Consider the following 20210-nt stretch of genomic DNA (forward strand, 5'->3'; position numbering starts at 1 on the left):
GTCCATCGCCGGCCCAGCCCGACCGATGGTAGCGGCCCTGTCGCCCCTGGGACGTGCGTGATCCGGCCCGCAGTGCTTCAATGCCGGCTGCTATTTGAAGAGAGTTCCGCCATGACCCAGACCAACCGCCAGATCGTCCTCGCCTCCCGCCCCAAGGGCGAGGTCACGCCCGACAACTTCCGCCTCGTGGAAGCTCAACTTGCCCCGCTCGCTGAGGGCCAGGTGCGGGTGCGCAACCACTTCCTGAGCCTGGACCCGTACATGCGCGGCCGCATGAACGAGAGCAAGAGCTACGCCGCCTCGCAGCCGCTGGACGAGGTCATGATCGGCGGCACCGTCGGCGAGGTCGTCGAGTCGAAGAACAGCCATTTCACCATCGGCGACAAGGTCGTCGGCATGGGCGGCTGGCAGGAGTTCCAGACCGTCGACGCCAGCCAGCGCGGCGTGCTGCAGAAGGTCGACACGACGCACATCCCCCTGTCCGCCTACCTCGGCCCGGTCGGCATGCCCGGCGTGACGGCCTGGTATGGCCTCGTGAAGATCATCAACCCCAAGGCCGGCGAGACGGTCGTCGTCAGTGCCGCCAGCGGTGCCGTCGGCTCGGTTGTCGGCCAGTTGGCCAAGGCGCGCGGCGCCCGTGCGGTAGGCCTGGCGGGCGGCGCTGACAAGTGCCGTTATGTCGTCGAGGAACTCGGCTTCGACGCCTGCATCGACTACAAGCAGCACGCCGATGTGCGCTCGCTGTCTGCCGCGCTGAAGGCCGAGTGCCCGAACGGCATCGACGGCTATTTCGAGAACGTCGGCGGCATGATCCTGGACGCCGTGCTGCTGCGCGCCAACGCCTTCAGCCGCGTGGCCATGTGCGGCATGATCTCGGGCTACGACGGTCAGCCCATCCCGATGGCCGCACCCCAGCTCATCCTCGTCAACCGCATGAAGGTCGAGGGCTTCATCGTCTCCGAGCACATGGAGGTGTGGCCCGAGGCACTGAAGGAACTGGGCGGGCTGGTGGCCACGGGCAAGCTGAAGTACCGCGAGTCGGTGGCAGACGGCATCGCCGCCGCGCCCGAGGCCTTCATGGGCCTGCTCAAGGGCAAGAACTTCGGCAAGCAGCTGGTCAAGCTGATCTGATGCGTTGGACCTGCCTGCGCTTCGATGAACTGAGCGTCCGGCAACTCCACGACGTGCTGGCGCTGCGCTCCGAAGTCTTCGTCGTCGAGCAGAACTGCGTGTTCCTCGACATCGACGGGCTGGACCCGCTAACGCTGCATCTGCTCGGCACCGACGACGACGGCGCGCTTCAGGCCTATGCACGACTGATCCCGCCCGGCGTGAAGGCGCCGGACGCCCTCATCGGCCGCGTCGTCACCTCGCCCGCAGCGCGCGGCGGCGGCACCGGCCGCGTGTTGATGACCGAGGCCGTTGCGCAGTGCGAGCGCCTGTGGCCTGCTCATCCGATCACGCTGCATGCGCAGGCGCACCTGGAGCGCTTCTACGGCGGCTTCGGCTTCTCGCCCATCGGCGAGCAATACATGGAAGACGGCATCCCTCACCAGGAGATGCGCAAGGAAACGCAAACATGACCAAGAGAACAGCCGTCATCACCGGCGCCGGCTCCGGCTTCGGCCTGGAAACCGCCCGCCTGGCCGCCCAACGGGGCATGAACCTCGTCCTCGTCGATGTGCAAGCCGATGCGCTTGAGAAAGCCGTCGCCGAGTTCACCAACGTTGAAGTGCTGTCCCGCGTCGTCGACGTCGCAAAGGCCGAGCAGATGCAGGCGCTTGCCGAGGCCGTGCAGGCCCGCTTCGGCGCCCCTCATTTCGTCTTCAACAATGCCGGCGTCGGCTCGGGCGGCCTGATCTGGGAGAACACGCTCGCGGACTGGGAATGGGTGCTGGGGGTCAACCTGATGGGCGTCGTCCACGGCGTGCGCCTGTTCACGCCCATGATGCTGGCCGCCGCCAAGGCCGACCCGGGCTACTCGGGCCACATCGTCAACACCGCCTCCATGGCTGGCATGCTGAACCCGCCCAACATGGGCGTCTACAACGTGTCCAAGCACGCGGTGGTGTCGCTGAGCGAGACGCTCCATCAAGACCTGTCCCTCGTCACGGACCAGGTTCACGCGTCCGTGCTCTGCCCCTTCTTCGTGCCCACCGGCATCCACCAGAGCCACCGCAACCGGCCGAGCGAATTCGCGTCGGCCAAGCCGACCAAGAGCCAGCTGATCTCCCAGGCGCAGACCGACAAGGCCGTGTCCTCCGGCAAGCTGACGGCGGCCGACGTGGCCGCGCTGGTGTTCGACGCCATCGACCACCAGAAGTTCTACATCTTCAGCCACCCGCAGGCGCTGGCCGGCGTGCAGACGCGGCTGGAAGACGTGATGCTGCAGCGCAATCCGAGCGACCCGTTCAAGGACAGGCCCGAGATCGGCGCCGGCCTGCGCGCCAAGCTGCGCGCCGACTGACCATCGCGTCGGCCTCCCCCCGGCCGCCAGCACCACCCCAGCGCCGCGAGGCGCCCATGACCGAGCGCGTCTTGTCACCCATGGCTGACAAGACGTGGTCGCGGCCGCTCAGGGTTCACGACAAGCTCCAAAGCACCTGGAAATGGGATACTCATTCCACGGAACGACAGGTCACAAAAAATGAACCTGCATTCCATTACAACAAGAGACAGCGATCATGAGTAGACCGGTCACGTTGAAGCACACGCTGAGCTACGGCAGCGCCAACCTGCTGGGCAGCGGTGCGCTGGCCATTGCATCGGCCTGGCTGCTGTATTTCTACACGACCTTCTGCGGCTTGACGGTCGTCGAGGCGGCCACGATCTTCGCGGTGGCCAACATCATCGACGCCATCAGCAACCCGGTGATCGGCTATGTCAGCGACAACTTCTACAACACGCGGCTGGGCCGCAAGTTCGGGCGGCGGCGGTTTTTCATTCTGGTCGGCATTCCTGCGGTCCTGATCTATCCGCTGATGTGGCTGGAGGGTTTCGGCTTCTGGTATTACCTGACCATGTTCGTGCTGTTCGAACTGGTCTACACCATGATCATGGTGCCGTATGAAACCCTGGCCACGGAGATGACCGACGATTTCGCCGTGCGCTCCAAGCTGACGGGTTCCAAGGCCATGTTCGGCAAGGTGGCCAATTTCCTGGCGGCCTTCATCCCGGCCCAGCTTTTCCTGGTCTACAGCAAGGATTCGGCCACGCCTTTCCTGCTGACCGGCATCATCTACGCCCTCATCATGTGCGGCGCCATGGCGGCCCTGTATTTCATGTCCTGGGAGCGGCCGGCGCACGAGGTGGTGCACGAGCGTGCCGGCAGCCTTTGGCAGGCGCTCAAGAAGCTGTGCAAGGACATGCTGTCCACCTTCCACCTGAGGATTTTCCGCAAGCACCTGGGCATGTATCTGCTGGGGTTTGGCGCGGAATGGCTGTTCGCCTCGATATTCACCTACTTCATCATTTTCGCGATTGGCCAGGACAAAGCCACGGTCGGTTACCTGAACAGTTTCAGCTCGGTGATGCAGCTGATATCGACGATGGCCTTCATCGGCCTGTGCATCAAATTCGGTTTTGCGCGGCCCTACCGGATTGCGCTGCTGGTCGTGTGCGGCAGCGTGCTGGCCTATGCCGGGCTGTATTACCTGGGTTGGTCCAAGGAAACGACCGTCATCGCGCTGTTCGCCATCACGGCCGTGTTCGGCCTGGGCACCGGCGGCGTCTACTACATCCCCTGGACGGTCTACACCTTCCTGGCCGACGTCGACGAGGTGCTGACCGGCCGGCGGCGTGAAGGCATCTATGCCGGCGCGATGACCTTCGCCGGCAAGATCACCCGCTCGATCATCGTCTTCGCGATGGGCTGGCTGCTTGGACAGTTCGGCTTTCTGTCGGGCCAGGCCACCCAGCCGGACACGGCCGTCAACGCCATCGTCGGCATCTTCACGCTGGGCGTGATCGCGCTGGGCCTGGGCGGCATCTACTACACCTACCAGATGAAGCTGGACCGCAAGAACCACGCGGTGCTGCTGCAGGAAATCGCCCGCATCAAGGCCGGCGGCCGCATCGCCGACGTCCCCGCCGAAGCCCGCGCGGTGGCCGAGGAGCTGACCGGCTGGAAGTACGAGCAGTGCTGGGGCAACAACCACTTGGCGCCTGAGGGCGGGAACGCGACGGCGCGGGCCTGAGAGGGCAGCCCGCTCGCCTGCCACGGCGCGATGAGCCCGGGTTCCTAGAATCCGGCATGCATCCCCAAGACACGCTCACGCCCGACATCGCCGTCATCGGCGGCGGCCCCGCCGGCCTGATGGCCGCCGAGGTGCTGGCCGCAGCCGGCCACACCGTCACCGTCTTCGACGCCAAGCCCAGCGTCGGCCGCAAGTTCCTGCTGGCCGGCATCGGCGGCCTCAACCTCACGCACTCCGAGCCCTTAGCCCCTTTCCTCGGCCGCTTCGGCGAACGCGCCTGTCAGATCGAACCGCTGCTGCGCAGCTTCGATGCCGCCGCGCTGCGCGACTGGGCCGCAGGCCTGGGCGTCGAGACCTTTGTAGGCACCTCGGGTCGCGTCTTCCCCAAGGACTTGAAGGCCGCGCCGCTGCTGCGTGCCTGGCTGCACCGGCTGCGCGCGGCCGGCGTGAAGTTCGCGATGAGGCACCGCTGGACCGGCTGGGCCGAAGACGGCGTGCTGCGTTTCGACACACCCGACGGCGAGCGCCTCGCCACACCGCGCGCCACGCTGCTGGCGCTGGGCGGCGCGTCCTGGCCGCAGCTCGGCTCCGATGGCGCCTGGGCGCCGCTGCTGGCCGCGCACGGTGTCGACATCGCGCCGCTGCAGCCGGCCAACTGCGGCTTCGACGTCGGCGCCACCGCAGCCCACCCGGGCAGCCCCGGCTGGAGCGAGCGCTTCGCCGCCGAGTTCGCCGGCCAGCCGGTCAAGCCTGTCGCATTGGCCACCGACGGCTTTGCCCACCGCGCCGGCGAATTCGTCATCACGACCACCGGCATCGAAGGTTCACTCGTCTATGCCGCCAGCAGCGCGTTGCGCGAGCAGATCGCCCGCGACGGCTCGGCCACGCTGCACCTGGACCTGCTGCCCCAGCTGGCGCCCGAGCGCGTGTTCGCCGAGGTGCGCCACGCGCGCGGCAGCCGCTCGCTGTCGTCGCACCTGAAGAGCCGCCTGCACCTGAGCCCGCTGAAACTGGGCCTGCTGCACGAGCTGCTGACGCGCGAGCAGATGCTCGACGCCGCCACGCTGGCCGCGTCCATCAAGTCCCTGCCGCTGCGCCTGCATGCCGCGCGGCCGGTCGCCGAGGCGATCTCGACGGCCGGCGGCATCCGCTTCGAGGCCATGAACGACGGCCTGATGCTGACCGCGCTGCCGGGCGTCTTTGCCGCCGGCGAGATGGTCGACTGGGAAGCACCGACGGGCGGCTATCTGCTGACGGCCTGCTTCGCCAGCGGCCGGGCGGCGGCTGGCGGCGTCTCGGCGTGGCTCGCCGCGCAGCTCTGAGCGCCGCCGTCACAGGCTGTTGCAATCGGCGCGGCGCGGCTCCCTAAGTCGCAGGTGCCGCCTGGGCTGGCGAGCAAGAGGCGGCTTCTAGACTGCCGCGTCTTCCTAACGCCACCTCGCATGAACTCCCTGCGCCTCGCCGCCTCGGCCCTGAGCCTGTCCGCCGCCCTCGCCCCGCAAGCCGCCATGGCCGACGCTGCGGCACCCACCCTGCCCCTGGGCCAGCCGGACCTGTCCAACCTGTACGGGCTGGAGCTGAACCAGTGGTATGTCTTCGCCAACTTCAACACGGCGGGCACCGTGGTCGACGGCGTGGTCACGCAGCAGGGCGGGTTCAAGGCCTTCCCTGCCGGCGCCGATCTCAGCCGCAGCGCCGAGACCTCGCAGGCCGCCGGAGCGAAGCTCGCCGCCGCCTCGGCCCGCGTGTCGCCCACCGGCGTTGGCACCATGGCGTCGGCCCGCGACACGCTGAATCCGCTCGGCACGGGGGCCGCCGCCATCGGCTACTCGACCGTGACCTACGCCGCCTACCTGGAGCAGGACACGAGCTTCCAGTTCGACATCAAGCTCACCGGCCAGCTCAGCCGCCTCGGCGACCGGCCGGCCGGCGCCGACACCTCGGGCGCGGCCGTGGCGGCGTTGACTTATGGCTCCCATGCCAACTACACAACGGAAGCGGCCGTCGCCACGTTCAACGCCGCCGGCTTGGACCCCTATGCCGAGGGCGACGCGCTCATCCAGCAGTACCGCAGCCTCACGTCCAGCACGCAGACGCATCTGGACGCCTTCGGGGCGCAGACCAGCGCGGCGGACAGCACCATCGCCGTGGACACGACGCTGCGCGTCACGGCCCAGGGCACGCGGCAGAACTGCGACACGCCGTTCTCGCCGGCCTGCGGCCGCTACCTGTATTTCTTCAACGTCGTGCTGTTCACCGGCGCGCAGAACGGCGGCCTCGCCGACTTCTCGCACAGCCTGGAGGTCAGCAGCGTGTCGGTCGGTGGCGATGCGGCGCTGCCCTTCAGCGCGATCTCGCCGGTGCCGGAGCCGGCGCAGGCAGCCCTGCTGATCGCGGGCCTGCTGGCGGTGTGCGCAGCACGCCGCCGCTAGATCTTAAGCAGCGCCTTCACCCGCAGCAGCCAGTCGCGCCGCGCGGCAATGCCGATCTGCCCGCCGTTGATGCGCTGCGTGACCTTGGTGATCTGGTCTTCATCCGCCAGCGGGTTGCAGCCCTTGGACTCCCACTCGGCGGCCGCGATCGGCAGGGCCCAGGCGGCGCTGAAGACGAGGTCGGGGTCGGCCTCGAAGTCGGGCGCGTCGGCCGAGAACCCGCGCAGGATGCGCGTCGCCTCCTGGTAGCTGCTGCGGCCGGTCAGCTGCATCAGCCCCCGGCCACGGTACTTGAAGCCGTCGCCCGGCCGCGTGTTGCCCATGCGGCCGCCGTAGACCTCGTTGGCCAGCTTCTCGGGGTTGTTGGCGAAGGCGGCCGGGTCCAGCGGCCCGCGCGGCTGGAAGCGTGACGGCCACACCACCGGCAGGCGCGGCGCGCTGTAGTTCAGGTTCTCCTGCTGCAGCGTCAGCGCGCCGCTCTCGTGCATGATCTGCGCTAGGAAATGCGCCAGGCGCAGCTTGCTCTGCGTAATGCCGTGGCGGTCCAGCACCGGCTGCGCGTTGGCCGCGCCCTCGCGACAGCTGGAGCGGGCGTTGGGCGCGAGCTGGGCAAGCAAGGGCAGCGACAGGGCGATGGGCATGGCGGGCTCCGGCAGTGGGAGGGCGCAGCCTAGCCAGATCGCCCCAGCCCCGCCTCCATGCGATTGAGGACGCCCCGTTGCGCTTTGGCAGAATGCGGGTTCTCGCGTTTTCCCCAGGGCGCCCATGCCGGCGCCCTTTGTTTTGTGGACAGCATCCTTCTTCAGATTGCCGCCGAACTCAAGGTTCGGCCCGCCCAGGTTCAAGCTGCCGTCGACCTGCTGGACGGCGGGGCCACCGTGCCCTTCATCGCCCGCTACCGCAAGGAGGCCACCGACGGCCTGGACGACATCCAGCTGCGCGAGCTGGACGCCCGCCTGGCCTACCTGCGCGAGCTGGCCGACCGGCGCGAGGCGGTGCTCAAGAGCATCGCCGAGCAGGGCAAGCTGACGCCGGAGCTGCGGGCTGCCATCGAGGCCGCCCCGACCAAGCAGGAGTTGGAAGACCTCTACCTGCCCTACAAAGTCAAGCGCCGCACCAAGGGCTTGATCGCCCGCGAGGCGGGGCTAGAGCCGCTGGCGGACAAGCTGTTCGCCGACCCGACGCTGACGCCGCTCGACGAAGCGGCCAGCTTCATCAACGTCGAAGGCGGCTTTGCCGATGCCCACGCGGTGCTGGACGGCGTGCGCGACCTGCTCTCCGAGCGCTGGGCCGAGGACGCCGCGCTGGTGGGCAAGCTGCGCGAGTGGCTGTGGGCCGACGGCCTGTTCCAGAGCAAGATCATGGACGGCAAGAGCCCGGACGTGCCGGACCACGCCAAGTTCCGCGACTACTTCGACTACGCCGAACCCATTCGCACCGTGCCCTCGCACCGCGCGCTGGCTGTGTTCCGCGGCCGCACGCTGGAGCTGCTGGATGCCAAGCTCGTGCTCGACGAGGAAGTCATTGCCGGCCAGCCCACGCTGGCCGAGGGCCGCATTGCCTCCCACCTCGGCTGGCGCCACGCCAATCGCCCGGGCGACGCGCTGATCCGCAAGACCATTGGCTGGACCTGGAAGGTCAAGCTGTCGCTGAGCCTTGAGCGCGACCTGTTTGCGCGTCTTCGGGAGTCGGCCGAAGCCACCGCCATCAAGGTCTTCGCCGAGAACCTGCGCGACCTGCTGCTGGCCGCACCGGCCGGCAAGCGCGTCGTCATGGGGCTGGACCCGGGCATCCGCACCGGCGTCAAGGTGGCCGTGGTAAGCGACACGGGTCGTGTTTTGGACACCTCAACCGTCTACCCCCACGAACCCCGCCGCGATTGGGACGGCGCCCTGCACACGCTGGCCAAGCTGTGCGCCACGCACGGCGTCAATCTCATCGCCATCGGCAACGGCACCGCCAGCCGCGAGACTGACAAGCTGGCTGGGGAACTCATCAAGAAGCTGCAGGCGCTGGACGCTAACGTCAAGATCGAGCGCGTCGTCGTCAGCGAGGCCGGCGCGTCGGTCTACTCGGCGAGCGAGTTCGCGTCCAAGGAGCTGCCCGACCTGGACGTGTCGCTGCGCGGCGCCGTCTCCATCGCGCGCCGCCTGCAGGACCCGCTGGCCGAGCTGGTCAAGATCGACCCCAAGAGCATCGGCGTCGGCCAGTACCAGCACGACGTCAACCAGAGCGAGATGGCGCGCGCGCTGGACGCCGTCGTCGAGGACTGCGTCAACAAGGTGGGAGTGGACCTGAACACCGCGTCGCAGGCGCTGCTGGCGCGCGTGTCGGGGCTGTCGGCGTCGGTGGCCAGCAGCATCGTGCGCTGGCGCGATGCCAACGGCGCCTTCCGCAATCGCCAGCAGCTGCTGGACGTGACGGGCCTAGGCCCCAAGACCTTCGAGCAGTCGGCCGGCTTCCTGCGCATCCGCGGCGGCGACAACCCGTTGGACCTCAGCGGCGTACACCCGGAGACCTATCCGCTGGTCGAGAAGGCTTTGACGCTGCTGAAGCGCACGGCCGACGAGATCGTCGGTCGCAGTGACGTGTTGCGCACCTTGAAGCCCGAGCTGCTGGCCGACGAGCGCTTCGGCCTCATCACCGTCAAGGACGTGCTGGCCGAGCTGGAGAAACCTGGCCGCGACCCGCGCCCGGACTTCAAGGTGGCGCGCTTCAACGACGGCGTCGAGGACGTCAAGGACTTGCAACCCGGCATGCTGCTCGAAGGCACGGTCAGCAACGTCGCGCAGTTCGGCGCTTTCGTCGACCTGGGCGTGCACCAGGACGGCCTGATCCACGTCAGCCAACTAGCCAACAAGTTCGTCAGCGACGCGCGCGAGGTGGTCAAGACCGGCGACATCGTCAAGGTCAAGGTGCTGGAGGTCGACCTGGCGCGCCAGCGCATCTCGCTGACGATGAAGCTCGATGCCCAGGCGCCACGTGGCCCCAAGCAGGACAACAGCTATCGCCCCGCCGCCCGCAACGAACGACCCGGCGGCGGTGCGCGCGACACGCAACCGGCCGGTGCCAGCGCCATGGCCTCGGCCTTCGCCAAGCTCAAACGCTGACCTTCGTCATTGACACGCAGCGCTGCCAACATCCCGCCCCGCACCCATGGCCGTCGACTGATGCCCCGCAAACCGCAGCCGGTCGCAGGCCGACTGCATCGCGTCTTCATCACGGCTATGGTCCGCGCCGCATCGAACATCCGGAGTCCCTCTTGAAAACCCCCGCCCTCGCCTCCCTGCTGCTGCTCTGCCCCGCCCTGGTCCTGGCCCAGCAGGAGGTCGACCGCGCCGCCACCTCGCCGACGCAGAACAACCAGCTCGAGCGCGTGTCCGTCACGCGTCAGCAGACCGACACCGACCTGCGCCGCCGCGAGCCCATCGCCAAGCAGCTCTATGGCCGCGAGGAGCTGGACAAGTACGGCGACACGCAACTCAGCGATGTGCTCAAGCGCCTGCCCGGCATCAACGTCTCCGGCGGCCAGCTGCGCATGCGCGGCATGGGCGGCGCCTACACGCAGATCCTCGTCAACGGCGAGCCGGCGCCCCCGGGCTTCAGCCTGGACAACCTCAACCCCGCCCAGGTCGAGCGCCTGGAGGTGACCAAGGCCCCGACCGCCGACCAGAGCGCCCAGGCCATTGCCGGCACGCTGAACATCATCCTCAAGGATGCGCCCCGCGTCGTGCAGAAGGACCTGCGCATCGGCGTGAACTACGCGAGCGAGAAGCCCGTCATCAACGCCGGCTTCACCTACGGCGACCGGGTCGTCGGCGGCGTGGGCTTCGTGCTGCCGATTTCGGTCTACCAGTGGAACTTCGTCAATGAGACGGAGGGCGAGAGGCTGACCAATCTCAACCCACCAAATGGCACGCCGCAGCGCCAGCATGTCACCAACGAGGGCCGGGACCGCGCCCACGGCCGCGGCTTCAACATCTCGCCGCGCCTGAACTGGAAGCTGGGCGACGACGAGACCCTCAGCGTGCAGGGCTTCTTCGTGCAGAACCGCTTCCGCAATGAAGGCGCCAACACCGTCAGCACCCTGGCGGACAGCTCCGTCGGCTACAAGCCACGCACCGTTGACGAGACCACGCGCAATCGCGGCACGTTCTCGGCCAATCGCATCAACCTGCAATACAACAACCGATTCAGCGAGGACCGCCGCATCGAACTGCGCGCCGGCACGGGCTCGGGCGGGGCCGACTTCCGCTTCGCCTTCAACGGCCGCAACGGCTCCGCGCCCGAGCCCATCGAACGCATCACGTCGGGAGACAACAAGAACCGCAACACCACGCTGGGCGGCAAGTACAGCCAGTACGCGGGCGAGGCTCACACCATCACGTTCGGCGGAGAGATCGACCGCCGTGTGCGCGACGAAAAGCGCCGCACCACCGAGAACGGCAATGACTTGCTGCCCGGCATCGAAGGCCAGCCCTTCAACGCCACCATCACCCGCACCGCCGTCTACGGCCAGGACGAGTGGGAGATCAACAAGCAGTGGTCCGCCTATTTCGGCGTGCGCCATGAGCAGATCAAGATGGCCAGCGAAGGCAGCACGGACGCGGCCGGCAGCAGCGATTTCCAGAGCACCAGCAAGGTCACGACGCCGCTGCTGCACCTGAACTTCAAGCCCGACCCGAAAAGCCGCGACCTCGTGCGCGCCAGCCTGACGCGCAGCTACAAGGCGCCGGACATCCAGCAGCTCATCAACCGCCCGTCCATCAACCTCACTGAGGAGAACGGCAACACGAAGTCCACGCCTGATCGCAATGGCAACCCCGCGCTCAAGCCCGAACTGGCCACCGGCCTGGACATCGCCTACGAGCGCTATCTGCCGGCCGGCGGCCTGATGTCGGTGGGCGTCTTCCACCGCCGCATCACCAACCTGATCCGCACCGACCAGCCCCGCCTGATGACGGTGCCCTGGTCAACAACCCCGCGCTGGGTCGTCACACAAGTCAACCTCAGCAAGGCAACTACGCAAGGCCTGGAGCTGGAAGTCAAGGGCCGCGCCGGGGAGCTGTTCCCCAGCCTGTTCGAGCCGACGACGGCGCTGAGCCTGCGCGCGTCGTTGAACTTGTACCGCTCCACCGTCGGCGACATTCCCGGCCCCAACAACCGGCTGGAAGGCCAGCAGCCTTGGCAGTTCAACTTCGGCGCGGACTACCGCATGAAGAGCCTGCCGATCAGCATGGGTTTCAGCGCTCAGATCGCGCCGGACTTCACGGTGCGCCAGAGCACGGAGGCGAGCCAGGAGAACTTCGCCGCCCGCTCGGTGGACGCCTTCGCAATGTGGCAGCTCAGTCCCAAGGACGGCGTGCGCGTCAGCGTCAATGGACTGTTCCAGCCCAAGCAAGGCAACCGCGTGACCTACACCGAGCTGGCCGACTTCAGCGTCAACAGGCGCGAGCCTGTGCCCTGGTGGTCGGTGAACTGGGAACACAAGTTCTGATGCCCCAAGCCTTGCAGGTCTACGCGGGCGCCGCCGCCAAAGCGCGGCTGGCCGAACGGGGCCTGCGGGCTGAAGACATTGGCTTGATCCCTGCCGCTGCCGGCGGCCCCAAGGGCCTGATCCTGAACGGCCTGGACCGCTTCATCTTCGGCGACTGGCTGCCGCAAAGCCGCCAGACCGTGCACCTCGTCGGCGCCAGCATCGGCGCCTGGCGCATGGCCACCGCAGCCCTCGCCCATCGCGATGTCGCCGATGCGTTCAACGTCATGGCCGAGGCCTACGTGACGCAGCAATACGACGCGCTGCCCGGCGACAAGCGCCCGCGGCCAGAGGGCGTCAGCCGGCGATTCGGCGAGATCCTGGGTGAGATCTTCCAGGGCCGCGAGGCCGACGTGCTGGCCCACCCGCGCTTCCGACTGCACGTCGTCACGTCACGTGGTCGCGCGGGCCTGCTGGCACGCGAGGGCAAGCTGCGCACGCCGCTGGGCTACCTCGGCGCCTTCGCCGCGAATGCCGTGTCGCGCCCGCTGCTGGGCCGCTTCCTGGAGCGCGTCGTCTTCTCAGACCCGCGTGACCGCCTGCCACTGCGACTGAACGACTTCCGCAGCCGCGAGGTCCACCTGTCCCGCGCCAACCTGCGCGACGCGCTGCTGGCGAGCTGCTCCATTCCGTTCTGGCTGCAGGCCCAGCACGACCTCCCCGGCGCGCCGCGCGGTGCCTACTGGGATGGCGGCATCACCGACTACCACCTGCACCTCGACTACCGCGCGCTGCAGTCATCCAATGCGCCGCTGGTGCTGTACCCGCACTTCCAGCGCCAGGTCGTACCGGGCTGGCTGGACAAGGCCCTGAAGCACCGCCACCGCTCGACCGCCTTCCTCGACAACGTGGTGCTGCTGTGCCCGTCTGCGGAATGGATCGCATCACTGCCCGGCGCCAAGCTGCCCGACCGCAACGATTTCATCAAGCTGGACGCTGAAGAGCGCCGCCGCCGCTGGCGCATCGCCGTGGCGGAAAGCCAGCGCCTGGCCGACGAATTCGCCGCGTTGGCCCAGCGCGACTCGGTTTCCGCCCTGCCGCTTTAGAATCGCGCCTCCCTCCCATCACAAGAGCGAGAAAGGCACCCTGGTTATGACACCGCGAACTACGACCACCTTCACCGGTACCTAGTCGGCCGCGGCTCGTCACGCCAGTCCTTTTCGGACTTCACCAATTAAGCGCGGCAAGTGGCCGCGCTTTTTTGTTTCTCGCTCCCGGAGCACCTCATGATTTCCATCCAACTCCCCGACGGCTCGCGCCGTGAGTACCCGGCCGCCCTTTCGGTCGGCGACGTCGCCGCCAGCATCGGCGCCGGCCTGGCCAAGGCCGCGCTCGGCGGCAAGGTTGACGGCAAGGTCGTCGACCTCAGCCACGTCATCGACCGCAACGTCCAGCTCGCCATCGTCACCGAGAAGGACGCCGACGGCCTGGACTTGATCCGCCACTCCACGGCCCACCTGTTGGCCTACGCGGTCAAGTCGCTCTATCCCGAGGCCCAGGTCACCATCGGCCCGGTCATCGAGAACGGCTTCTATTACGACTTTGCCTACAAGCGCCCGTTCACGCCCGACGACCTGGCCGCCATCGAGGCCAAGATGACCGAGCTGGCGAAGAAGGACGTGAAGGTCTCGCGCCGCGTGCTGCCGCGCGACGAGGCGGTGGCCCATTTCAAGGCCATGGGCGAGGCCTACAAGGCCGAGATCATCGAGAGCATCCCGGCCGACCAGGACGTGTCGCTGTACGCCGAAGGCGCCTTCGAAGACCTCTGCCGCGGCCCCCACGTGCCCAGCACCGGCAAGCTCAAGCACTTCAAGCTGATGAAGGTGGCCGGCGCCTACTGGCGCGGCGACCACCGCAACGAGCAGTTGCAGCGCATCTACGGCACGGCCTGGGCCACCAAGGACGACCTGCAGAAGTACCTGACGATGCTGGAGGAGGCCGAGAAGCGTGACCACCGCAAGCTCGGCAAGGAGCTGGACCTCTTCCACATCGACGAGCACGCCCCCGGCGTCGTCTTCTGGCACCCCAAGGGCTGGACGGTGTGGCAGGAGGTGGAGCAGTACATGCGCCGCGTCTACCGCGACAACGGCTATCAGGAGGTCAAGGGCCCGCAGCTCCTCGACCAGGGCCTGTGGGAGAAGACCGGCCACTGGGACAAGTACCGCGAGAACATGTTCGTCACCGAGTCGGAGAAGCGCGACTACGCGCTCAAGCCGATGAACTGCCCCGGTCACATCCTGATCTTCAAGCAGGGCGTGAAGAGCTACCGCGACCTGCCACTGCGTTTCGGCGAGTTCGGCCAGTGCCACCGCAACGAGCCCACCGGCGGCCTGCACGGCATCATGCGCGTGCGCGGCTTCACGCAGGACGACGGCCATATCTTCTGCACGGAAGACCAGATCCAGGGCGAGGTCACCGCCTTCACGGCACTGCTGCAGAAGGTCTACAAGGACTTCGGCTTCACCGACATCATCTACAAACTGTCGACGCGCCCGGAAAAGCGCATCGGCAGCGAGGAGAGCTGGGACAAGGCCGAGCACGCGCTGGCCGAGGGCTTGCGCGCGTCGGGCTGCGACTTCACCTACCTGCCCGGCGAAGGCGCCTTCTACGGCCCCAAGATCGAATACACGCTGAAGGACGCCCTCGGCCGCGAGTGGCAGTGCGGCACGATCCAGGTCGACCCGAACATGCCGGAGCGCCTGGATGCGGCCTTCGTCGACGAAGACGGCGAGCACAAACGCCCCTTGATGCTGCACCGCGCCATCGTCGGCAGCCTGGAGCGATTCATCGGCATCCTGATCGAACAGCACGCCGGCGCGCTGCCCACTTGGCTTGCACCAACTCAGGTCGTCGTGGCCAATATCACCGACGCGCAGGCCGATTACGTGTCTGAAATTGTGAAATCGCTGCAAAAACAAGGGCTTAGAGCCTCGGCTGATTTGCGCAACGAGAAGATCACCTATAAAATCCGTCAGCATTCAATGCAAAAGCTGCCGTACATCCTCGTCGTAGGCGACAAGGAAAAGGCGAATGGCAGCGTTGCGGTACGCGCCCGTGGCAACCAGGATCTCGGCGTGATGCCCCTGCAGGACTTCCTTAATCGGATCTCCGCAGACATCACCAACAAGGTCTGACGAGCCCGCCGGGCGCGATTTGTTTTGTTTGGGCCCCTCGCCTTGGGGCCTGTTGAAAGGTCACCACCATCGCTACGTTTGCCGACCGTCGTGCGATTCCGGAGCGCAAGCACCGGTTGAACCGCGAAATCATGGCTCCCGAAGTCCGTCTGAACGGCCCCGAGAACGAACCCATCGGCGTTGTCAGCATCCAGGAAGCCCTGCGCATGGCGGGCGAACTGGATGTGGATCTGGTCGAGATCTCTGCCACTGCCAATCCGCCGGTCTGCCGGCTGATGGACTACGGCAAGTTCAAGTACCAGGAGCAGAAACGCGCTGCCGAAGCCAAGTCCAAGCAGAAGATCATCGAGATCAAGGAAGTCAAGTTCCGCCCGGGTACGGACGAAGGCGACTACCAGATCAAGATGCGCAATCTGCGCCGCTTCATTGCCGAAGACGGCGACAAGGGCAAGGTCACGCTGCGCTACCGGGGCCGCGAAATCACGCACCAGGACATCGGTATGCGCCTGCTGGAGCGGATTCGCGACGAACTGGCCGATGTGGCGATCGTCGAGAACATGCCAAAGCTCGAAGGTCGGCAAATGATCATGGTCCTGGCGCCCAAAAAGCGCTGAGAGCCGCAAAGTTTTAACCCGCCGGTTTGGTCGCCGACGGGTTCATTAGTCTCCTGAGGCCAACAAGTGTGCCGGGCTCACCGGCACCGCCCCAGGGACGCATTTAGAAGGAGCATTCACATGCCCAAAATGAAGACCAAGAGCAGCGCGAAAAAGCGTTTTCGCGTTCGTCCGGGTGGCACCGTCAAGCGCGGTCAGGCGTTCAAGCGCCACATCCTGACCAAGAAGACCACGAAGAACAAGCGTCAGCTGCGCGGCGCTGTGAACGTGCACGAAACCAACATGGGTCACATCGCTCAGATGCTGCCCTTTGCTGGTCTGTAATCCACTAACGACTCAAGGAGAAACACATGCCTCGCGTCAAACGTGGTGTAACCGCTCGTGCCCGTCACAAGAAGGTCCTGGCTCTGGCCAAGGGCTTCCGCGGTCGTCGTAAGAACGTCTTCCGCATCGCCAAGCAGGCGGTGATGAAGGCGGGCCAATACGCTTACCGTGACCGCCGCACCAAGAAGCGCGTCTTCCGCCAGCTCTGGATTGCCCGTATCAACGCTGCATCGCGTGGTCTGGGTCTGTCCTACAGCAAGTTCGTGGCGGGTCTGAAGAAGGCCCAGATCGAGATCGACCGCAAGGTCCTCGCCGATCTGGCCGTCAACGATCCGGCTGGTTTTGCCAGCATCTTCGCCAAGGTGAAGGCCGCGCTCGCCTGATTGCGACACGCTCTGGTTTGCGCCGGAGCACGCAACTTTCAGGGCCGGCCCAATGGGTCGGCCCTTTTTCATTTCCGAATTCCGAATGTCAGATCTCGACGCCCTTCTTGATGCGGCCCGAAGCGACTTTGCCGCTGCGCCTACGCCCGCCGAACTCGAAAACGCCAAGGCCCGTTTCCTCGGCAAGTCCGGTCGCGTGACCGAGCTGATGAAGGGCCTGGGCGCCCTCAGCATCGAGGAAAAGAAGACCCGCGGCGCCGAGATCAACCAGCTCAAGGTCGGCATCGAAGCCGCCCTCACCGCTCGCCGCGACGCGCTGGCCGCCGCCGAGTTGGAGAAGCAGCTCAAGGCCGAGGCGCTAGACATCACCCTGCCCGGCCGCAGCCGTGGCACCGGCGGCCTGCACCCGATCACGCGGGCCATGGAGCGCATCGAGGCCATCTTCGGCTCCATGGGCTTCGACGTGGCTGACGGCCCCGAGATCGAGACTGACTGGTACAGCTTCTCGGCACTCAACAACCCGGAGAACCACCCCGCCCGCTCCATGCAGGACACGTTCTACGTCGACATGAAGGACGAGAACGGCGCCTGGCTGAACCTGCGCCCGCACACCAGCCCGATGCAGATCCGCTACGCGCAAGCCCACGCCAAGCGCTATGCAGCCCAAGCCACGATGCCCGAAGGGATGCCAGAAATACGCGTCATCGCGCCGGGCCGCACCTACCGTGTCGACAGCGACGCGACCCACTCGCCGATGTTCCACCAGGTCGAAGGCCTGTGGGTGGGCGAGAACATCTCGTTCAAGGACCTGAAGGCGGTCTACCTGAACTTCATCACCGCCTTCTTCGAGACCGACCAGCTGCAGCTGCGTTTCCGCCCCAGCTACTTCCCGTTCACCGAACCCAGCGCCGAGATCGACATCATGTTCGAGAGCGGCCCGCTGAAGGGCCGCTGGCTGGAGGTGTCGGGCTCCGGCCAGGTGCATCCGCAGGTGATCCGCAACATGGGCCTGGACCCGGAGCGCTACATCGGCTTTGCGTTCGGCTCCGGCATCGACCGCCTGGCGATGCTGCGCTATGGCGTCAACGACCTGCGCGCCTTCTTCGACGGCGACCTCCGTTTTCTCTCGCAGTTCAAGTAACTAGAACGTTATGCAATTCCCCGAGTCCTGGCTGCGCGAGTTCTGCAACCCGCCGCTGTCTACCCAAGCCCTGGCCGAGCTGCTGACCATGTCCGGCATGGAAGTGGAAGACCTGAGCCCCGTGGCACCGCCCTTCCACGGCATCGTCGTCGCCGAAATCCTCGAAGCCGAGCAGCACCCGAACGCCGACAAGCTGCGCGTCTGCAAGGTCAACGCCGGTGGCACCGAACCGGTGCAGATCGTCTGCGGCGCGCCCAACGCCCGTGTCGGCATCAAGGTGCCGCTGGCCACGGTCGGCGCTGAATTGCCGACCGACGACGCGGCCAAACCCTTCAAGATCGGTGTCGGCAAGCTGCGCGGCGTCGAGAGCTTCGGCATGCTGTGCTCGGCGCGTGAGCTCAAGCTCAGCGAAGACCATGGTGGCCTGCTGGAACTGCCGGCCGATGCGGTCATCGGCGAGGACATCCGCAAGCACCTGAACCTCGACGACACGCTGTTCACGCTGAAGCTCACGCCCAACCTGGGCCACGGCCTGAGCGTCTACGGCATCGCCCGCGAAGTGGCCGCGCTGACCGGCGCGCCGCTGCTGAAGGCCGAGTTCCCGCCGGTCAAGCCGACGCTGGACGACAAGCTGCCCGTGCGCGTCGAGGCCACCGATCTGTGCGGCCGTTTCTCCGGCCGCATCGTCAAGGGCATCGACACCAAGGCCAAGACACCCGCCTGGATGATCCAGCGCCTGGAGCGCTGCGGCCAGCGCTCGGTGACGGCGCTGGTGGATATCTCGAACTACGTGATGTTCGAGTACGGCCGCCCGTCGCACATCTTCGACCTCGACAAGATCAGCGGCGAGCTGGTCGTGCGCTGGGGCAAGGCAGGGGAGCAGCTCAAGCTGCTGAACGGGAATACCATCACCGTTGACGAAAAAGTCGGCGTCATCGCCGATGCGCGCGAGGTCGAGTCGCTCGCCGGCATCATGGGCGGCGACCACACCGCCGTGTCCGACGACACGCGCAACGTCTACGTCGAAGCCGCCTTCTGGTGGCCTGAGGCCGTCATGGGCCGAGGCCGCCGCTACAACTTCTCCACCGACGCCGGCCATCGCTTCGAGCGCGGTGTCGATGCGTCGCAAACCGTCGAGCACATCGAGCGCATCACGCAGCTCATCATCGACATCTGCGGTACGGCAGACACGCGCGTGGGCCCGATGGACGACCAGTCGCCCAACGTGCCCGTGGCCAAGCCCGTGGCCCTGCGGGTCGGGCGCGCTGCCAAGGTCATTGGCATGCCGGTGACTCAGGCCCAATGCGAAAGCGTGTTCACGCGCCTGGGCCTGCCCTTCACGGCTGCTGACGGCGTGATCACGGTGACACCGCCGAGCTGGCGATTCGACATCCAGATCGAGGAAGACCTCATCGAGGAAGTCATCCGCGTGCTGGGCTACCCGACGTTGCCGTCCACCGCGCCACTGGCACCCATCGTCGGCCGCACAGGCTCGGAGTCGCGCCAGTCCACCCACGCGCTGCGCCGTGCCGTGGCCGCGCGCGACTACTTCGAGACGATCAACTTCAGCTTCGTCGAGGAACGCTGGGAGCGCGAACTGGCCGGCGTCACCGACCCGATCAAGCTGCTGAACCCCATCGCGGCGCCGCTGTCGGTGATGCGCACCAGCCTCATCGGCAGCCTTGTCCAGGTACTGCGCCACAACCAGGCCCGTCGCGCGCCCCGCGTGCGCGTGTTCGAGCTGGGCCGCGTGTTCAAGCGCGATGCCGGTGTGAGGCATGGGCCGCTCAGCGTAGCCGGCATTGAGCAGCCGCTGCGCCTGGGCGGTCTGGCCTGGGGCCCGGCCGATCAGCAGCAGTGGAGCCAGAAGGATCGTGCGGTCGACTTCTTCGATGTGAAGGGCGACCTCGAAGCACTGTTCGCGCCGCAGACACTGGCCTTCGACGCCGCCGAGCACCCCGCCCTGCACCCAGGCCGCAGCGCGCGCGTCAGCCTGAACGGCGCTGTCATCGGTGTCGTCGGTGAACTGCACCCACGCTGGCGCCAGGGCTACGAGATCAGCGGCGGCGCGCCCGTTGTCTTCGAGCTGAACCTTGATGCCGCGCTGCTGCGCACGCTGCCGCAAGGCCGGCCGTTGCCGCGTCAGCAGGCCGTGCAGCGCGACCTGGCGTTGGTGGTGAAGGACAGCACGCCGCACGATGCACTGATCGCCACCATCACGACGGCTGGCGGCGCACTGCTGCGCTCGGCGAAGTTGTTCGACGTTTTCAAGCCCGCCGCTGGCAGCGCCACCGACCTGCAAGCCGACGAGCGCAGCCTGGCCGTGCGCCTGGAACTGCTCGACGACGAAGCCACGCTGACCGAAGAGCGCATCGACGCGGCCGTGGCGGGCATCGTCGCGGCAGCAAGCAGCCAGTTGGGCGCCCGCCTGCGCGGCTGATCCTCAGGAG

Annotated in this window: 16 protein-coding genes; 15 read left to right on the top strand and 1 reads right to left on the bottom strand. The window is 66.8% G+C overall.

The window, feature by feature from the left end:
* The first annotated feature begins 111 nt into the window (after positions 1–111).
* From ACG00Y_RS02855 to ACG00Y_RS02880, 6 genes are all read left to right on the top strand, one after another.
* A complete protein-coding gene (locus ACG00Y_RS02855; protein WP_394475790.1) occupies positions 112–1131 on the top strand; it encodes an NADP-dependent oxidoreductase in 1020 nt (339 codons plus the stop codon).
* Positions 1131–1583, top strand: coding sequence for a GNAT family N-acetyltransferase (locus ACG00Y_RS02860; protein WP_394475791.1), 453 nt, complete (start codon positions 1131–1133; stop codon positions 1581–1583). Before ACG00Y_RS02855 ends, ACG00Y_RS02860 begins: the two co-directional genes overlap by 1 nt.
* Positions 1580–2467 (top strand): SDR family oxidoreductase, encoded by an 888-nt coding sequence (locus tag ACG00Y_RS02865; RefSeq protein WP_394475793.1) that lies wholly within the window; start codon positions 1580–1582, stop codon positions 2465–2467. Before ACG00Y_RS02860 ends, ACG00Y_RS02865 begins: the two co-directional genes overlap by 4 nt.
* A gap of 217 nt (positions 2468–2684) precedes the next feature.
* Entirely contained in the window at positions 2685–4196 is a 1512-nt protein-coding gene (locus ACG00Y_RS02870; RefSeq protein WP_394475794.1) for an MFS transporter, read from the top strand.
* A 56-nt stretch (positions 4197–4252) separates the two neighbouring features.
* Positions 4253–5518 carry a TIGR03862 family flavoprotein gene (locus ACG00Y_RS02875; protein ID WP_394475796.1) on the top strand — a complete coding sequence of 422 codons (1266 nt, stop codon included), beginning with the start codon at positions 4253–4255 and terminating at the stop codon, positions 5516–5518.
* A gap of 120 nt (positions 5519–5638) precedes the next feature.
* Positions 5639–6628 (top strand): hypothetical protein, encoded by a 990-nt coding sequence (locus ACG00Y_RS02880; RefSeq protein WP_394475798.1) that lies wholly within the window; start codon positions 5639–5641, stop codon positions 6626–6628.
* Here the strand turns inward: ACG00Y_RS02880 and ACG00Y_RS02885 are convergent.
* The gene (locus ACG00Y_RS02885; RefSeq protein ID WP_394475799.1) at positions 6625–7269 is read right to left on the bottom strand and encodes a glycoside hydrolase family 19 protein; all 645 of its coding nucleotides are present in this window, start codon (positions 7267–7269) and stop codon (positions 6625–6627) included. The two genes, ACG00Y_RS02880 and ACG00Y_RS02885, sit on opposite strands and share 4 nt — an antisense overlap.
* Positions 7270–7413: 144 nt before the next feature.
* Here ACG00Y_RS02885 and ACG00Y_RS02890 point away from each other — a divergent pair, with 144 nt between their 5' ends.
* The 9 genes from ACG00Y_RS02890 to pheT all read left to right on the top strand — a co-directional run bounded on the left by ACG00Y_RS02890 (position 7414) and on the right by pheT (position 20200).
* Positions 7414–9738, top strand: a complete 2325-nt coding sequence (locus tag ACG00Y_RS02890; protein ID WP_394475801.1) for a Tex family protein — start codon at positions 7414–7416, stop codon at positions 9736–9738.
* 152 nt (positions 9739–9890) lie between these two features.
* The gene (locus ACG00Y_RS02895) at positions 9891–12125 is read left to right on the top strand and encodes a TonB-dependent receptor plug domain-containing protein (protein WP_394475803.1); all 2235 of its coding nucleotides are present in this window, start codon (positions 9891–9893) and stop codon (positions 12123–12125) included.
* Positions 12125–13210: a patatin-like phospholipase family protein gene (locus ACG00Y_RS02900; RefSeq protein ID WP_394475804.1), complete on the top strand. Its 1086-nt coding sequence runs from the start codon at positions 12125–12127 to the stop codon at positions 13208–13210. The genes ACG00Y_RS02895 and ACG00Y_RS02900 overlap by 1 nt, the downstream gene beginning before the upstream one ends.
* A 180-nt stretch (positions 13211–13390) precedes the next feature.
* Positions 13391–15298 carry a threonine--tRNA ligase gene (gene thrS, locus ACG00Y_RS02905; RefSeq protein ID WP_394475806.1) on the top strand — a complete coding sequence of 636 codons (1908 nt, stop codon included), beginning with the start codon at positions 13391–13393 and terminating at the stop codon, positions 15296–15298.
* A 68-nt stretch (positions 15299–15366) separates the two neighbouring features.
* A complete protein-coding gene (infC, locus tag ACG00Y_RS02910) occupies positions 15367–15912 on the top strand; it encodes a translation initiation factor IF-3 (protein ID WP_082568087.1) in 546 nt (181 codons plus the stop codon).
* A 120-nt stretch (positions 15913–16032) separates the two neighbouring features.
* The gene (gene rpmI / locus ACG00Y_RS02915; protein WP_119042821.1) at positions 16033–16236 is read left to right on the top strand and encodes a 50S ribosomal protein L35; all 204 of its coding nucleotides are present in this window, start codon (positions 16033–16035) and stop codon (positions 16234–16236) included.
* A gap of 26 nt (positions 16237–16262) precedes the next feature.
* Positions 16263–16619: a 50S ribosomal protein L20 gene (gene rplT / locus ACG00Y_RS02920; protein WP_025564000.1), complete on the top strand. Its 357-nt coding sequence runs from the start codon at positions 16263–16265 to the stop codon at positions 16617–16619.
* 85 nt (positions 16620–16704) lie between these two features.
* The gene (gene pheS, locus ACG00Y_RS02925; protein WP_394475808.1) at positions 16705–17760 is read left to right on the top strand and encodes a phenylalanine--tRNA ligase subunit alpha; all 1056 of its coding nucleotides are present in this window, start codon (positions 16705–16707) and stop codon (positions 17758–17760) included.
* 10 nt (positions 17761–17770) lie between these two features.
* Positions 17771–20200: a phenylalanine--tRNA ligase subunit beta gene (pheT, locus tag ACG00Y_RS02930; RefSeq protein WP_394475810.1), complete on the top strand. Its 2430-nt coding sequence runs from the start codon at positions 17771–17773 to the stop codon at positions 20198–20200.
* The last annotated feature ends 10 nt before the right edge of the window (positions 20201–20210 follow it).

The organism is Pelomonas parva (assembly GCF_043555835.1).
Taxonomy (GTDB): domain Bacteria; phylum Pseudomonadota; class Gammaproteobacteria; order Burkholderiales; family Burkholderiaceae_C; genus Pelomonas; species Pelomonas parva.

What these genes read in the sequence shown, in the direction of transcription:
- ACG00Y_RS02855 (WP_394475790.1), top strand. Translation starts at nt 112, where the DNA reads ATGACCCAGACCAACCGCCAGATCGTCCTCGCCTCCCGCCCCAAGGGC.
- ACG00Y_RS02860 (WP_394475791.1), top strand. Translation starts at nt 1,131, where the DNA reads ATGCGTTGGACCTGCCTGCGCTTCGATGAACTGAGCGTCCGGCAACTC.
- ACG00Y_RS02865 (WP_394475793.1), top strand. Translation starts at nt 1,580, where the DNA reads ATGACCAAGAGAACAGCCGTCATCACCGGCGCCGGCTCCGGCTTCGGC.
- ACG00Y_RS02870 (WP_394475794.1), top strand. Translation starts at nt 2,685, where the DNA reads ATGAGTAGACCGGTCACGTTGAAGCACACGCTGAGCTACGGCAGCGCC.
- ACG00Y_RS02875 (WP_394475796.1), top strand. Translation starts at nt 4,253, where the DNA reads ATGCATCCCCAAGACACGCTCACGCCCGACATCGCCGTCATCGGCGGC.
- ACG00Y_RS02880 (WP_394475798.1), top strand. Translation starts at nt 5,639, where the DNA reads ATGAACTCCCTGCGCCTCGCCGCCTCGGCCCTGAGCCTGTCCGCCGCC.
- ACG00Y_RS02885 (WP_394475799.1), bottom strand. Translation starts at nt 7,269, where the DNA reads ATGCCCATCGCCCTGTCGCTGCCCTTGCTTGCCCAGCTCGCGCCCAAC.
- ACG00Y_RS02900 (WP_394475804.1), top strand. Translation starts at nt 12,125, where the DNA reads ATGCCCCAAGCCTTGCAGGTCTACGCGGGCGCCGCCGCCAAAGCGCGG.
- thrS (WP_394475806.1), top strand. Translation starts at nt 13,391, where the DNA reads ATGATTTCCATCCAACTCCCCGACGGCTCGCGCCGTGAGTACCCGGCC.
- rpmI (WP_119042821.1), top strand. Translation starts at nt 16,033, where the DNA reads ATGCCCAAAATGAAGACCAAGAGCAGCGCGAAAAAGCGTTTTCGCGTT.
- rplT (WP_025564000.1), top strand. Translation starts at nt 16,263, where the DNA reads ATGCCTCGCGTCAAACGTGGTGTAACCGCTCGTGCCCGTCACAAGAAG.
- pheS (WP_394475808.1), top strand. Translation starts at nt 16,705, where the DNA reads ATGTCAGATCTCGACGCCCTTCTTGATGCGGCCCGAAGCGACTTTGCC.
- pheT (WP_394475810.1), top strand. Translation starts at nt 17,771, where the DNA reads ATGCAATTCCCCGAGTCCTGGCTGCGCGAGTTCTGCAACCCGCCGCTG.